Genomic DNA, 14,722 nt, shown 5'->3' with positions numbered 1-14,722 from the left:
TTTTTATGGCCCGGACTGCATACAGTCCGGGCCTTTTTTGTGTCTTTGCTGGTTTTTTTTCAAATGGTCAGACTTTTTCCAAGCAATGTTTATGGATATGTTTCTCATAAAATACTTCCATCTCCTCTTTGCTTCGAAAGCCTAAATAATTCGCAATCTTAGCTGCGATCTCATCACTGATGTTGGTTTTGTCATTTTCCAACTTGCTAATGGACTGCTGCTTGACATTTAAAAAACAGGCCAATTCCGATTGTTTAATCCCTTTCATCATTCTGACAGCACGGATTTTTTCACTAAAGGCGGGCATGGAAGGTTTGGTTTAGTGTGTATAAAGACTGGTGCAAAATATACTTTTTACGCAGAACCGTCAAGTTGTAAAATACAACCAGCCGAGGCGTATTGTACAACCATATAATTTTGGTCTTGGTGAGATAGATGTATCTATTTGTAGAGTTATTTAAAATCTAAGTTCCACGAGATATGTCATCACACATTACAAGAAATCGATTAATACTGCCCTTTTTTCTGTGCGCACTATTACTATTGCAAGCGTGTCAAGATGAAGTTGCTCTGACTTCTGACACATCGCAAATTATGAATGCGTTAGATACAGATGGAGCTTCAATTTCCAGGGCGATCGAAAAGATCGAAACCGCTTACAAGGAGGGGGAGATCAAGGTTGAAACTGGTGGGTCCATAGAACTAGAAAGCCAGGCTTCGCCTGAGGTTATGGCAGTGGTCAAATCAAAACTCCTGGCCTATCAACAAGTTTTTGAATCTAGATATAATGAGACTAGTGATTTCTCAGAGGCCTATCCTGTTGGTGTCATTCCTTTAAATGATGCATGTCCAGCTGGTTCCACTAAAATTAAATTTATGATGGACAATCAAGACAACGGAAGTTCTTCCAACGTCTGGTTGGACGGGATCTTGGTATTTAAATGCCAATAATAATGGTGAGCATACCATATGTTCTGTTTGGGGAGGTGCCTTCACATTCATGACCTTAAACACTGCTACCCAATATTTGCTGGTTCGTCTGGGAAACAATAAAACAACGTTTATGGAGCCCAGAGTTTGGAATGTCTATTTTGATAATGAAGACAATAGCAATAAAAATACACTCTATTCCGGTGACCTTGGTCCAAACACATTAAATAGCCAAGGAATCAACCTTCAATTCTGGGCAATTGCTGGCAAGAATACGCCAGGAGTCAATCAAGCGGCCGAGTTTCCCGATCTGGGTTTTGCTTATGGAGTTTTTGGGACATTTACTTCACCTGTTGTAGGCGGAGCAGCTGGAATGGGGACATTTCATACAGATGACGAAAATAAAAATAATGCTAATCAGCTCTATTCTGTGGACTGGACTACTAATGCAATTACACACGCATCATCTGTGCAGGGCAAGGGTGTAGACCGTACTAACGATCCTGCCAATACAACATTTAATATCCGTCGGGTTAGGTAAGGATGGGTCTAAAAAGTAAATCCGTAATCATTGGATTGCTCCTTATTATTCTTGCTAGCTATTACTCGTGTAAGAAGCAGTCGAAAGGAAGAACAGTTGCAAAGGTGGAAGGCGAGGAGATTACTATGGAGGAAGTTGACAACCTTGTCAAAAACTCGCTCTTCGAATATCTTTTTGCAATCTACGATGTCAGGAGAATTGCAATGAATGAGCTCATTTACAATAAGCTGATAGCAAAGGAGGCAAAGGCACATCACATCAACGTGGACTCAGTTACTGCTCTGAAAATTGCAGAATTGAAGAGAAAATTAACAAAAGACCAATACATAACGGATAATGCTTTAATGTGTGGGGTGGTTGATGAAAAAAATCCATTTAAACTTATTCCGTTAGATACGCCAGAAGGCCAGCGGATTTTGGAAGAAAGCTATGTGAAATTTCTGAAGCTTACTTCCAACAAAGAGCTAAGAGCGAAATACGAAGTAAGTATTTCACTTGAGCCGCCAGAAACACCTAAACTGGATTTAAGAGGCGTTGTGACCTACAAAAGAGGAAATCTACAATCGCAAAATTCCGTCACCATTGTATCAGATTTTGATTGTCCAGTATGTCAAAGTAAGGAACCGGTCTTGAAAAAGATCTTTAAAAAGTATGGGGATAAGGTTCGCTTTGAATATCTACGTCTCTCATCATCGCTTAACAAATCAATATTATTTTCTGAGTGTGCTGCCAGGCAAGGAAAATTTTGGGAAGCGCATGAATTGTTATATCAAAAGGGAGAAAACAGTTCTACCAGAATAGAGGACTTGATTTCAGACTTGAATCTAGACAAAACAGTTTGCGAAGCTTGTATGCATGATGGACAGGTTGCTACCGAAATAAATGCTAACATGGAGCGGTTGAGAGCGCTGGGCATTACGGTCACGCCCACAATCATTATCAATAACAGAATTTATTATGGTGAGATATCGGAAGAAGTTTTGGGCCAGTTTATTGAGAAGTCTCTTAAATGATGTGTACTTACCCGTCTCTATATCGTTCTTGCTGTTGCTGACTCCTTTTTCATGCGTGCAGAATGTCGAGTTGCATTTGCTTAAAGGCAATGAAAAAGTGCTGGTTGTGGAAAGTGAATTTAATAATCTGAATACGGGAAACTATGTACGCCTAACATGGCTTCGCCAAGTGCAAGATAAGCAGGTTCTACCCGTAGATGATGCGCTCATTGTAGTCAGTTCTGATAGTGGTGAAAGCGATACTCTTGAGCAAGGATACAATTACGATGACCTTTTCAAAGGATACTATTTTTCAAACAATCTGATTTGTAAGCCTAATAGAACCTACAAGTTAAAAATAGATGTGGGTGGGCAAATCTATGAGGCAACTGCCACTATGCCTCGCCCACCAAAGATCGACTCACTAAGGTTAGATTCGATATATGGATCTTCAGGAAAATTTAACAGCACATTACCATTCATATATTTTAAGGAGCCACTTGAAGAGAAAAATTATTATATGGCGAAAGTTTGCTATGATGCTAGTAACGAACCAAAAAATCCTTGCGAGGTGATATTCCCTAAGGGCCACTGGGGTTTATTGCTTCTGGATGATCAATATTTACCAGCGTATGTCAACGGCATCAATGTGAACCTGCCGTCCATGCCAAAAGATGACTTTGTACAAAATCTTAGTGGAAATTATCTAGCCATTCTTTATTCAGTCACTCCAGAATGCTTTGCCTATTATCAGGCATTATTAGATGCTTTAAAAAGCGATGGTGGTGTTTACTCGCCATCACCGGCAAATCATCCAACAAATATCAAAAGCGATCATAAAGTAGTCGGGTTTTTTCACGTAGTCAGCCTTGATTCATATCCTTTCCATGCGCTATCTTTTTAGACGAACCTCTACTAACTTTCATGGCTAAACTGCTTTTTGTAGTCGCAATTTTCTTGTCATTTTCGATCTGCGCTCAAAAATTTAATGTCAGCGGCAAGGTTACGGATGTCGTTTCCGGAGAAAGCCTGGCAAATGCCAGTTTCCGGATCGCCGGACTCGAAACTGGCATGCAGAGCAATGGATATGGCTACTATTCGCTGAGTCTCATGAAAGGAATTTATCAGATAGAAATTTCTTATCTGGGTTATACCAAAAAAATAGTTCGTGTTGATTTGCTTGGAAACATGAAGCTGGATATACAATTAAATCCTGTAAATCAACAGCTTAGGGAAATTCAGATTGGAGAGCGCGATCAGGTTGATTTAAGTAACATCGTCCTGGGAAAAGCCAGCATCCAAATGAGCCAGGTGGAAAGTATGGGCACTATGACTGGAGAAGCGGATATATTTCAAGCGCTGCAATATCTTCCAGGAATTAAAGCTGCGGTCGAAGGAAATACGGGCCTTTCAGTGCGTGGAGGATCATTTGATCAAACGTTAATTTTACTGGACGAAGCGCCCGTTTATAACGCATCGCATGCATTAGGCTTCTTTTCCGTGTTTAATACTGATGCTATCAAGTCGGTTGACATCTATAAGGGAACAATTCCCGCTCAGTTTGGCGGAAGATTGTCCTCCGTGGTTTACCTAAAAATGAAAGAAGGCAACATTAATAAACTAAATGTCTCAGGTGGATTGGGAGCAATTGCCAGTAAATTAACCATCGAGGGACCGATTCAAAAGGAGCAATCGTCATTCATTGTTTCCGGCAGATACAGCTATGCGGGTAACACAGCAAATTTATTGGGCAAAACGGCACAGTATCTGCACATCTATCCATTTCGAAATTTCACAGAAAATAATGATATCAGATTTTATGACCTGAATGCCAAAATAAACTGGAAACAGAAGAATGGTAGAGATCAATTTTTTTTGTCGGGCTACGCGGGAAAGGACTGGTTCAAATATTATCTTTTTCAACAAGGCACTTTCATGAAGTGGCAAAACAATACAGTTTCTTTCAGGTGGAACCATATTCAGAAGGATAATCTGTTTTCAAATACAGCAGCATATTTTAGCAACTACGGTTATAATTACAGCTTGCTCATGGATCGCCGGGATTTTGAGTGGAAAGCAGGTTTGCAGGAAGTTGGCTTAAAAAATGAATGGGATTACTTTATTGATCACATCGCCTCATTGAAAGCGGGGACTTCACTAACGTATACACGATACAGTCCGGGATCGATCAAGCCAAGGTCTGATAGTTCACTAACGCGACCGTTTGACTTGGAGCGTAAGCATACGCTCCAAGTTGTGGTTTTTGTAGGTTACTCCAAACAATTTACCAAGCAGTTATCTGCCTGTCTTGGTGTCCGAATGGTGACTTATTCCTTGCTTGGTGAGGGAGTTGCCTATCAATATTCTGAGGACAGGAAAACGGTAAAGGATTCGACACATTACAATGGTGGCCGTGTGATCAATTTCAGATCTGGTGTTGAGCCCAGGTTGTCAATGAATTTTACTCCGGACAGCAATTCTGTATTTTCATTTGCTTTCAACCGTTCCAGGCAATATGCCCATTTGTTGAGTTCTTCCGCTGTTGGCTTACCGACTGACATTTGGCTTCCCTCCAATAGAATTGTCCGACCTCAGTCAGCCAACCTGATTTCCTTGGGCTACAAATATTTATTTAGACATTATGCAGTTTCAGTAGAGGGTTATCAAAAATGGATGTATGGTGTAATCGATCTTATTGATAATGCAAACCTGTTTGTAAATCAATACGTGGATTCACAAGTGCGCTCGGGAAAAGGAAATGCGCGCGGGCTGGAAACAATGCTCGAAAAGAAGACAGGACGGGTGACCGGCTGGGTTACTTACACATTGTCCAAAACCGATCGTACGATTGAAGGGGTTAATGCTGGGAAAGCTTATCCTGCCCGGTATGACCGCAGGCACAGCTTGTCATTTGTAACAACATTTCATGCAAATAAGAAGATTGCACTTTCCATGGACTTTCAATATAATTCCGGCGGTGCAGCATCATTTCCGATCGGTGCATATGAATACATGGGTGCAACTTTCAATTACTATAACAGCAGAAACGGTTACAGGTTGCCGGCTTTTCACCGGCTTGACCTGCAAGCTATGTTTACCAAAACAAGGAAGAAATGGGAAAGACAATTCGTCATCGGTATCTTTAATGTTTACGATAAACGAAACTTGTTCTCTGCTCAAGTCGAAACCGATACTTTTAGTCAGCCTTATACGCTTTCCCGTGTCTCAGCCATATCGCTTTACGGTGTAATGCCGTTTTTTAGCTATGGATTTAAATTTTAAAGATTAGTAGTAATCATTATTCCCAACCGCCGCCTAGCGAGCGATATAATTCTATTAAAGCCAGATATTGGTTCTTCTGAACATCCGTTAGCGACAGCTCAGCTTCCAAAACGCTTCGTTGCGCGGTGATCACTTCCAGGTAAGATGCATAACCTGTTGCAAACAAGTCTTTTGAGGTAACCACGGCTTGCTGCAATACTTCCACTTCCTGGGTTTTGAAGTCATTGACTTTTCTGTTGTTTTCCAGCTTTTTCAGACTCGTGCTTACTTCCTTGAAACCAGTGAGGACAGCTCTGTTATAAGTGTACAATGCTTCTAAGCTTGCGGCCTCGGTTCTTTTTTGCCCCGCTTTCAATGCTTTCCTATTCAAAAGTGGTGCAGCAAGCCCTCCGATCGCGTTATAGGCGATGGAGCCGGGATTGAGGAGCAAATTGCTTTTGAATGAATTAAAACCAAGAAATGCAGTAATGTTTAATGACGGCAGGAACGCCAGTTGCGCTGCCTGCTGCTCAGAATAATTGGCAAGGAGGTCAAACTGGGCTTGCTGAATGTCCGGTCGTCTTCTCAGCATATTGGCAGGAACTCCCGCCTGGGCGGTTTGGGGTAATGTTTGTTCTAAAATCGTGCTGCGCACAATGGGCTGCGGAAACCGCCCCAGCAGCAAATTGAGTTTATTTTCAGATTCAATGATCTCTTGTTGTTTTTCAACTTCAAGACTTTGTGTATTGAATAATTGTGCGCTAAGCTGTTGCACGCCTAGCTCGTTAGCCCGGCCGCCCTCTTTCTGGATCTTGATGGTCTCCACTGCCGACTGTTGCAAGGCAATGTTCTTCTGAATGATCGCCATTTCAGTATCCAGCGCGATCAGCTCGTAATATGCACTTGCAATTTCTGCAATAAGGCCAGTAACGATTGCATGGCGTGCTTTTTCAGTGGCCAGCAAGCGGTTATAGGCCGCTTTTTTTTGCGTTTTCAGCTTGCCCCAGATGTCGATTTCCCAGGCGCTTCTCAATCCAACAAAATAGTCGGGTAGGAAAGGAGCGGGGAGTCGGCGGTTCGCGTCAATGTTATCTGAGAAATTCGTATCGTAGTTTCCCACGCCGTCCATGGTGTAATCGCCGAATTTCCGGCCTCCACCGGTCACTTCCGCCGAGACGGAAGGAAGTAATGCGCCTTGTGCTGCTAGAATGTTTGTTCTGGCCATTTCAATCCGTTGCGCAGCAATTCTGAGATCCAGATTGTTTTGAAGAGCCGTATCGATCAGCGCCACCAGTTGGGCATCTTTAAAAAATGATTTCCACTGAATGGCTGCTATGCCCGTTGAATCGATTTGGCCGGCGAATGTCTGAGGCGCAGCAATGCGCGCTTTCTGCTCAATGGGCTGCGTAAGCTTGCACCCAGCTACACCTGAAAGTGCACCTGCGAGCAGAAGGTTATATATAATTTTATATGTTTTCATTAATCTAAAATCTGTGAGAAGGCAGCCGAAGCAGTTTGCCCGGCTGCCAAATGATTATTCCAAAACGACTTCCGCGTGTTGCTTCGTCACTTTCGGTTTTTTAGGTCTGACCATACTTGCGAACAGCACATACAATCCAGGGATTATAATCACCCCGAACAATGTTCCGATCAGCATCCCGCCAGCAGCAGCGGTCCCGATAGACCTGTTTCCGATCGCGCCGGCACCTGAGGCCATTACTAATGGAATAAGTCCGGCTACAAATGCGAGTGAAGTCATGAGGATCGGGCGAAGCCGTTCCGTGGCGCCTTCCAATGCCGCTTCAATCACAGAACGTCCTTCTTTTTGCCTGATTATCGCGTATTCTACAATCAGAATTGCATTTTTACCCAATAACCCAATGAGCATGACGAGCGAAACCTGCGCGTAAATGTTGTTTTCCAATCCCATCAATTTCAATGCGAGGAATGCTCCGAAGATCCCCGTCGGCAGGGAAAGTATAACAGGCAACGGCAACAGGAAGCTTTCATACTGCGCTGCCAGCAGCAGATAAACGAAGATGAGACAGATGCCAAAAATGTAAATCGCCTGGTCGCCTGACAGGATTTCCTCTCGCGTCATTCCCGACCATTCATATGTGAAACCTCGTGGCAGGCTGGTGGCAGCAACACGCTCAACCGCCTTAATGGCATCCCCGGAGCTATAACCCGGCGCCGCATCACCATTGATCATGGCAGAAGTGTACATATTATAGCGCGTCAGCAACTCTGGTCCATAAACCCTTTCGAGGCGGATGAATGTCGAGAACGGCACCATTTCGCCGCGGTTATTCTTTACATAAAGCTTCAAAATGTCCTCAGGATTTTTCCTGAAACTCGGATCAGCCTGGACCATCACTTTATACATTTGCCCGAAACGGATAAAGTTCGAAGCGTACAAACTGCCGATCAATGTCTGTAAAGTGCTCATCGCTACATCCACCGAAACGCCCTTTTTTGCAGCTATATCCGGATCAACGTGAATCATATATTGCGGAAAACTCGCGTCGAAGCTGCTGAATGCACTTGCTATTTCCGGCGAGTCCATCAGGTCTTTTACAAATTTGTTGGTGATCTCTGCGGTTTTTTGCAGATCATCACTGCCTGTGCGGTCCTGCACGCGAAGCTCAAAACCACTTGAATTACCAAATCCGGGGACGGTGGGCGGAGGGAAAAACTGGATTTCCGCGTCAGTAATATGCTTGGTTTTCGCCTCCATTTCGGAAATAATATCCTGAACAGACACCGTCCGCTCATCCCAGGGTTTCAGGTTGATCATGGCCATACCGTATGAAGAACCCGCAGATTCCGTGATCAGGCTGTACCCTGAAAGTGACGAAACGGACTCGACAGCTTCCAATCCCTGTGCTACTTTTTGTATTTCGTCCAAAACGGCCTCCGTCCTTTCAACGGTGGCAGCAACAGGCGTGGTAACATTTACATTGATAACGCCCTGATCTTCTGTGGGAATAAAGCCTGTTGGAAGGACGGTGTTGATGCCGTAAGTCGCAACGCAGAATGCTAATAGCAGCCCGATTGTGATCACTCTTCGATTAACGATCAAGCCAAGCAGCTTTCTGTATTTCGCTGAAATCCCGTCGTAACCTTTGTTGAATCCTGCAAAAAATCTGTCTAGTAATGTGTTCTTTGACGGTTGTCCGTGGGTATTTTTCAACATTAAGGCGCAAAGCGCAGGGGTTAATGTCAACGCATTGATCCCGGAAATGACAATGGAAATGGCGAGTGTAATCGAGAATTGACGATAGAAAATCCCGACCGGGCCAGACATAAACGCAACCGGAACAAAAACCGCCGACATTACCAGCGTGATCGCGATGATCGCGCCGCTCATTTCTTTCATCGATTCTATGGTTGCTTCGCGGGCATCCAGGTGCTTTTCGGCCATCTTCGCATGGACGGCCTCGACGACGACAATGGCATTATCCACCACAATCCCAATCGCAAGGACAAGCGCAAACAATGTTAAAAGGTTGATCGAAAACCCGAATAACTGCATAAATGCAAACGTTCCGATCAATGCAACTGGCACCGCAAGCGCGGGAATCAGCGTGGAGCGGAAATCTTGCAGGAATATGTAAACAATGATGATTACCAGAATAAATGCTTCGATCAGCGTGCGCACAACCTCATGAATGGACGCGTCGAGGAAGCGGGAAACGTCATACGAAACCATATAATCCATGCCGGGAGGGAAGGTGGTGGCTTTTAGTTCAGCCACTTTCTTTTTCACATTGGCAATTACTTCCTGCGCATTGGAACCCGGGCGCTGTTTCAACATGATGGACGCCGAAGGCTTACCATTGGACTTGGAAGCCATATCATATTCCAGCGTACCAAACTCAATATCAGCCACATCCTTCAATTTCAGCATGGAGCCGTCCGGATTGGAGCGTAAGACGATATTTTCATACTGGGCTGGCTCAAACAACTTTCCGGTATATTTCAACACATATTGCAACGCCTGCACCTCGCGGCCCGAACTTACTCCCGTTTTACCAGGAGCAGCCACAACATTCTGTTCACGGATCGCCTTAACCACATCATCTGCCGAAATATTGTAACCATTCATACGGTCGGGCTTTAACCAAACACGCATGGAATAATCACGGCTACCCATAATCACGGCGCGGCCCACGCCATCGATCCTTTTCAGCTCTTTGAGCAGGTTAATGTCTGCGAAATTATATACAAAGTCCTCAGCCACAGATGTATCCGAACTCATAATGTCCAGATACATGAGCATACTGTTCACTTCTTTTTCGGTGGTAACTCCCGCCTTGATTACTTCTTCGGGGAGCTCGTCAATCACGGTCTGAACGCGATTTTGCACGTTTACCGCTGCCAGATCCGGGTCAATCCCAACATTAAAGGAAATTGTAATGGTTGTAACACCATCATTACCAGACACGCTGGTCATGTAGGTCATGCCGGGCACACCATTGATGGCGCGTTCGAGCGGAACAGCAACGGCGTCCACACCAACCTCGGAATTGGCACCGGTGTAGGTTGCGGTTACAACGACCGAAGGCGGCACAATGTCCGGAAATTGTGAAACGGGTAAGTCTACGAGCGCAAAAAGCCCGAGTAGGGTTATGAAGATCGAGATGACCAGTGATAACACGGGCCGCTCTATAAATTTTTGAAACATGATTTGAAATTCAGGTGAGAAAAATGAACCCTAGCGTGCGGTCAGCTCTATTTTTGCTGCTTTCACGTTCAGGCTGTCAAGCGGAATGTTTTTAGGCGTAATGGTCGCCCCGTCCTTCAATCCCTGAAGTCCTTCATACACAATGGTTTCCCCTGATTGCAAACCTGACTTCACCACATAATATCCGGCTAACCTCGATTTTGGGACAAAACTGCGCGTTTTGATCACATTATCTTTTCCCAGCACATATACAAAATTCTTATCCTGTATTTCAAAAGCGGCTTTCTGCGGAACAAGGATCGCATTTTCCACCGTGTTCGTGAGTCTGATGGTGCCGGTGGATCCGTGTTTCAGCAATTTTTCGGGATTCTGAAAGCGCGCCCTGAAAGCAATAGAGCCAGTTCCTTCGTCGAAAGCGCCTTCCATTGTTTCCACTGTTCCTTTTTGTTTGAAATAAGAACCGTCCGCCAGTTCGAGTTCCACCACTGTTGCACTTTCTGCTTTTCCGCGTGCTTTCACATATTCCAGGTATTCATTTTCAGAAACATTGAAATACGCAAAAACACTTTTCGTATCCGAAAGCGTTGTCAGCAAGGTTCCCTCGTCAATCAGGCTGCCCATTTTATGCGGAATACGGTCTACTATGCCGTCGAAAGGTGCTTTTATTTCTGTTTGGGCCAGGTGAATGGCTGCTTTGGATTTTTCAGAACGTGCTTCCTCGATCCTTGCGTTCACAGCCGCCAGTTTTGCTTCTGCAACTTCTACTTCCGATTTAGCAATCACATTTTTTTCAACCAGCAGTTTTACCCTTTTCAATTCAAGTTCAGCACCTTTGGCTTCTGCGATGGCGCTTTGAAGGTTCGCCTTGGCTGAGGCTAGCTGCGCCTGATATTCCTCATTGTTTATTCTGAACAATGTTTGTCCTTTTCTTACTTCTTTACCCTCGTCTACATAAACCTCTTCGAGATAACCTTTGACACGGGCATATATTTCAACATTCCTGACAGCGTGAATGTCACCCACATATTCGCGGTGCACTTCGGTTTTCTGAGGGACTAACTCCGTAACGGGAATGGTTGGGATAGCGGTTTCTTTTTTAGCTTCACTCGCACCTTCCGAAGTACATCCATACGCAAACACGCATGACAAGGCAAGCAGAAACCATCTGAAATTTTTCATAATAAGTTGATCGTTAATGTGATAATGGATTTTGGGGATAGGAATAGCCTAATGATGGCGGGGTGGCCAACAAGATATATGTGCTGATCCGGGGCAGATAAACAGCGCTTTTTAGGCACAGTGAACCTGTCCGTCAGTAATCAAAACATAACACGCACAATGAGAAATTAGAATGGGCAGAGGCGGTGCAGAAAGCCGTAATAACCAGGAAGCACAATGTTCCTGTCACTGAAATTTACCGATAGTAAACTTTCACGGATAAACCCGGGCTTGCGTAGAAAAAAGTAATTTGAAAAAACAACGGTTTCAAAAGAAGCGAACCGGTAACTGGAATGGCGGTGCCGAAGCAGCTTTGATAAATTCTCGCGCCATTTGCATCCATCTGCCTTTATGATGGTGCGGTTTGGATCAATTGTGTCGTCCAAAATCACCACATCTGCCGATTCAACGCTAGTTTCAACTGAATAGGGCGAGAATCCGGTTCCGTAATCAAGCTTGCACAGCGTAGCCGGCTGCTTTGCGGACAGCGAGAGAGCCAGAAAGTGAATTAGGCTGAAAAACAATACAAAAGTTCTTTTTGTCATGATGCTGATTTAATCAGAACATTGAAAAATCCATACTTTTATAATGAATTCAAGAATGATTGGGAATAATGGAAAGGAATCTTAATAAATTGATGCTTACTGCCAAATATAATAATTCAAATGTATACCACAAATTTTATCAATTGTTAATGACTGTTAATTAGCAAAAAAGTTGATAAATCTCGCTGAATTTGAAATTTTTCCTTTGAATTTTATAAAATTACAAGGAGGGAATAATGTGACTTATTTGGGAAACAAAGTATATTTAGAGAAGTAATCTACGTTTGGCCCTAATGAAAGTTAAAACCATAAGCACGGAAAATTTCGTGTTGACCAAAATGACCGCAGCGGACGGGGACAAATATTTCAGGTTGAGCAATAATGATAATGTAATGAAATATGTGACGGGACACGCGCTGGACCGTCAGGAGTCAGACAAAATGCTGCGCACTTTTCTGGCTGAGTATGGAAATGACACTTTCCTGGGAAGATACTTAATTGAAGGCCGTTATTCCGGCGAATTAATTGGTACGGCAAAACTCGATATGGATGGAAGCGAGGCCGAGATTGGTTACCGGATTATGGAAGAGCATTGGGGGAAGGGGATTGCGACTGAGATTGCACGCGGGCTCATCCATTTTGCAAAGCAAACGCTGAATGCAAAGCAGGTTATTGCTTATGTGAATGTTGATAATGCCGCGTCGATCCGGGTTCTGGAAAAGGCCGGAATGGTCAATGCAGAGCGCATAGAAGATCTTGATGAAGTCAAGTTTAAATTTATTTATTCACCTCAAAAAAAATCCCGTATGAAAAAAGTGCTCTACGTTATCCTGGGACTAATTGCTATTGTCCTCGTTGCGGCGTTCATTATGCCAAAAGATTACGCAGTTGAAAGGGAAGTCATCATTAACCGCCCTAAATCCCAGGTTTTCGAATACATTAAATCCCTGAAAAACCAGGACAACTGGAGTGTCTGGATGGGAAAAGATCCGAACATCAAGAAGGATTACTCGGGAACAGACGGAACAGTGGGCTTTACGTCCATGTGGGAGGGGAATGAGGATGTAGGAAAGGGTGAACAGGAGATTACAAAAATAACGGAAGGCGAGCGCGTAGACACGCAACTCAGGTTCATTGAGCCTTTTGAAAGCACTAATGACGCTTATATGATCACGGAGGAGGTTGATCCGAGTGCCACGAAGGTGAAGTGGGGCTTCTCGGGTTCGATGCCTATACCCATGAACGTAATGCTTCCGTTTATGGGAATGGAAGAGTCTGTCGGAAAGGATTTCCAGGACGGATTGAACAATTTGAAAGGACTTTTGGAAAAATAAACACATGAAAAAGACGGATCCGAGGATAGACACTTACATTTTGAAGTCTGCGGATTTTGCTATTCCCATTCTCACTTACCTGCGCGAGCTGGTTCACATTTACTGTCCCGACGCAACGGAAACCATGAAATGGAGCTTCCCGCATTTTGAATATAAGGGAAGTATACTTTGCAGTATGGCATCGTTTAAGCAGCATTGTTCGCTGGGATTCTGGCACGGTTCCCGGCTCTCTGATCCTAACAATTTGCTGGCATTGGGCGAAAAAGCTGCGATGGGGCATCTTGGAAAAATTCAGAAAATTGACGATCTGCCGGATGAGTCGGTCCTTGGCGATTTTATTGTCCAATCCATGCAACTGATCGACAGCGGCGTAAAGATCGCCCGTGAACCAAAACCCGCTGTAAATAAGGAGCTTGAAGTTCCGGAATATTTTCTGAATGCAATGACGTCGAAAGCGCGGCAGACCTTTGATAACTTCTCCTATTCCCAAAAGAAGGAATACGTCATGTGGGTTACCGAGGCAAAAACAGAGGCAACGAGAGAAAGGAGAATTGCCACGTCTGTGGAGTGGCTGGAAGAAGGGAAAATCCGGATGTGGAAATATGCCGCTAAATAAAAAAGCCCGGAAAGCTTCAAAACTTTCCGGGCCTGACCTGCTGAACCTAAAATTTACCGCTTTCGTCTGCTAAGGCATAGCGAAAAGTGAAATAGCTGGACTCTTCCGTCGGCACTTCTTCGGGTGCACCTTTGTAATAACTAATGATCTGCACTTTGGCATATTTACCGTCCGACGTTTTTACCAAAAGCGTCCTTCCGACAATCGGTCTAATTGCGTGCACACTCATATCGTATTTATACCACGAATTTCCGCTTCCTCCGGGAATGGCGAATGTATCGTCGTGATCCGATTTATATCCGTCTTTGGGAGCGTCGGTTATCGACTCAAAAGGCTGCTCAACAACTTGCGCGCCTGCCTGGCCCGGGCCGCTGCTGCCGCTGTTTACCGCAATGGTTGTTTTGCTGAATGCAATGTCCCAGTTTGCAGTTTTGGCATCGTCGGCGGAAACGGCTTTTCCAGTTGCCAGACTGAAATACGCATATGGCTTCGCATTTGCGTCCAGATCTTTGATGACAATTATCTCAGATTTCATATGATCAGGTTCCTTATGTTCTTTTTGCGTTGAAAAAATTGCAAAGGACAAGATAAGCGTTGT

13 protein-coding genes are annotated in these 14,722 nt (G+C 44.1%); 7 read left to right on the top strand and 6 right to left on the bottom strand.

Features of this window, described 5'->3' with window-relative positions:
• Positions 1–67: 67 nt before the first annotated feature.
• Positions 68–307 (bottom strand): helix-turn-helix domain-containing protein, encoded by a 240-nt coding sequence (locus tag B5X68_RS06350; protein WP_082213758.1) that lies wholly within the window; start codon positions 305–307, stop codon positions 68–70.
• Between the two features lie 287 nt (positions 308–594).
• Between B5X68_RS06350 and B5X68_RS06345 the strand changes: the two genes are divergently transcribed.
• The 5 genes from B5X68_RS06345 to B5X68_RS06325 are packed head-to-tail and all read left to right on the top strand — an operon-like array spanning position 595 to position 5,745.
• Entirely contained in the window at positions 595–951 is a 357-nt protein-coding gene (locus B5X68_RS06345) for a hypothetical protein (RefSeq protein WP_141110197.1), read from the top strand.
• Complete coding sequence (locus B5X68_RS06340; RefSeq protein WP_510185899.1) at positions 887–1,471, top strand: hypothetical protein; 585 nt, start codon at positions 887–889, stop codon at positions 1,469–1,471. The genes B5X68_RS06345 and B5X68_RS06340 overlap by 65 nt, the downstream gene beginning before the upstream one ends.
• Before the next feature lie 2 nt (positions 1,472–1,473).
• Positions 1,474–2,484: a thioredoxin domain-containing protein gene (locus tag B5X68_RS06335; protein ID WP_082213755.1), complete on the top strand. Its 1,011-nt coding sequence runs from the start codon at positions 1,474–1,476 to the stop codon at positions 2,482–2,484.
• A 55-nt stretch (positions 2,485–2,539) separates the two neighbouring features.
• Positions 2,540–3,367 carry a DUF4249 domain-containing protein gene (locus B5X68_RS06330; RefSeq protein ID WP_170916587.1) on the top strand — a complete coding sequence of 276 codons (828 nt, stop codon included), beginning with the start codon at positions 2,540–2,542 and terminating at the stop codon, positions 3,365–3,367.
• 20 nt (positions 3,368–3,387) lie between these two features.
• Positions 3,388–5,745, top strand: coding sequence for a TonB-dependent receptor (locus B5X68_RS06325; RefSeq protein ID WP_082213753.1), 2,358 nt, complete (start codon positions 3,388–3,390; stop codon positions 5,743–5,745).
• 16 nt (positions 5,746–5,761) lie between these two features.
• On the opposite strand, the gene B5X68_RS06320 is transcribed toward B5X68_RS06325, so the two are convergent.
• The 4 genes from B5X68_RS06320 to B5X68_RS06305 form a co-directional block, all read right to left on the bottom strand.
• A complete protein-coding gene (locus tag B5X68_RS06320; RefSeq protein ID WP_082213752.1) occupies positions 5,762–7,204 on the bottom strand; it encodes an efflux transporter outer membrane subunit in 1,443 nt (480 codons plus the stop codon).
• A 54-nt stretch (positions 7,205–7,258) separates the two neighbouring features.
• Positions 7,259–10,411, bottom strand: a complete 3,153-nt coding sequence (locus tag B5X68_RS06315) for an efflux RND transporter permease subunit (protein ID WP_082213751.1) — start codon at positions 10,409–10,411, stop codon at positions 7,259–7,261.
• A 30-nt stretch (positions 10,412–10,441) separates the two neighbouring features.
• Positions 10,442–11,590, bottom strand: a complete 1,149-nt coding sequence (locus B5X68_RS06310; RefSeq protein ID WP_082213750.1) for an efflux RND transporter periplasmic adaptor subunit — start codon at positions 11,588–11,590, stop codon at positions 10,442–10,444.
• Between the two features lie 167 nt (positions 11,591–11,757).
• Entirely contained in the window at positions 11,758–12,174 is a 417-nt protein-coding gene (locus B5X68_RS06305) for a hypothetical protein (protein ID WP_082213749.1), read from the bottom strand.
• 293 nt (positions 12,175–12,467) lie between these two features.
• Between B5X68_RS06305 and B5X68_RS06300 the strand changes: the two genes are divergently transcribed.
• Together B5X68_RS06300 and B5X68_RS06295 are read left to right on the top strand one after the other, a co-directional pair.
• Positions 12,468–13,508 carry a GNAT family N-acetyltransferase gene (locus tag B5X68_RS06300; RefSeq protein WP_082213748.1) on the top strand — a complete coding sequence of 347 codons (1,041 nt, stop codon included), beginning with the start codon at positions 12,468–12,470 and terminating at the stop codon, positions 13,506–13,508.
• A gap of 4 nt (positions 13,509–13,512) precedes the next feature.
• Positions 13,513–14,124 carry a YdeI/OmpD-associated family protein gene (locus B5X68_RS06295; RefSeq protein WP_082213747.1) on the top strand — a complete coding sequence of 204 codons (612 nt, stop codon included), beginning with the start codon at positions 13,513–13,515 and terminating at the stop codon, positions 14,122–14,124.
• 46 nt (positions 14,125–14,170) lie between these two features.
• On the opposite strand, the gene B5X68_RS06290 is transcribed toward B5X68_RS06295, so the two are convergent.
• Positions 14,171–14,659 (bottom strand): HmuY family protein, encoded by a 489-nt coding sequence (locus tag B5X68_RS06290; RefSeq protein WP_229208303.1) that lies wholly within the window; start codon positions 14,657–14,659, stop codon positions 14,171–14,173.
• Positions 14,660–14,722: the final 63 nt, after the last annotated feature.

It is taken from the genome of Dyadobacter psychrophilus (assembly GCF_900167945.1).
In the GTDB taxonomy this organism is placed as follows: Bacteria; Bacteroidota; Bacteroidia; order Cytophagales; family Spirosomataceae; genus Dyadobacter; species Dyadobacter psychrophilus.
The sequence above is the reverse complement of the archived record's forward strand: the minus strand, read 5'-3'. Positions and strand labels throughout refer to the sequence as shown.

Bases quoted from the DNA above. Each gene is read 5' to 3' on its own strand.
- B5X68_RS06335 (WP_082213755.1), top strand. From the start codon at position 1,474: ATGGGTCTAAAAAGTAAATCCGTAATCATTGGATTGCTCCTTATTATT.
- B5X68_RS06300 (WP_082213748.1), top strand. From the start codon at position 12,468: ATGAAAGTTAAAACCATAAGCACGGAAAATTTCGTGTTGACCAAAATG.
- B5X68_RS06320 (WP_082213752.1), bottom strand. From the start codon at position 7,204: ATGAAAACATATAAAATTATATATAACCTTCTGCTCGCAGGTGCACTT.
- B5X68_RS06315 (WP_082213751.1), bottom strand. From the start codon at position 10,411: ATGTTTCAAAAATTTATAGAGCGGCCCGTGTTATCACTGGTCATCTCG.
- B5X68_RS06345 (WP_141110197.1), top strand. From the start codon at position 595: ATGAATGCGTTAGATACAGATGGAGCTTCAATTTCCAGGGCGATCGAA.
- B5X68_RS06295 (WP_082213747.1), top strand. From the start codon at position 13,513: ATGAAAAAGACGGATCCGAGGATAGACACTTACATTTTGAAGTCTGCG.
- B5X68_RS06310 (WP_082213750.1), bottom strand. From the start codon at position 11,590: ATGAAAAATTTCAGATGGTTTCTGCTTGCCTTGTCATGCGTGTTTGCG.
- B5X68_RS06290 (WP_229208303.1), bottom strand. From the start codon at position 14,659: ATGAAATCTGAGATAATTGTCATCAAAGATCTGGACGCAAATGCGAAG.
- B5X68_RS06350 (WP_082213758.1), bottom strand. From the start codon at position 307: ATGCCCGCCTTTAGTGAAAAAATCCGTGCTGTCAGAATGATGAAAGGG.
- B5X68_RS06325 (WP_082213753.1), top strand. From the start codon at position 3,388: ATGGCTAAACTGCTTTTTGTAGTCGCAATTTTCTTGTCATTTTCGATC.
- B5X68_RS06305 (WP_082213749.1), bottom strand. From the start codon at position 12,174: ATGACAAAAAGAACTTTTGTATTGTTTTTCAGCCTAATTCACTTTCTG.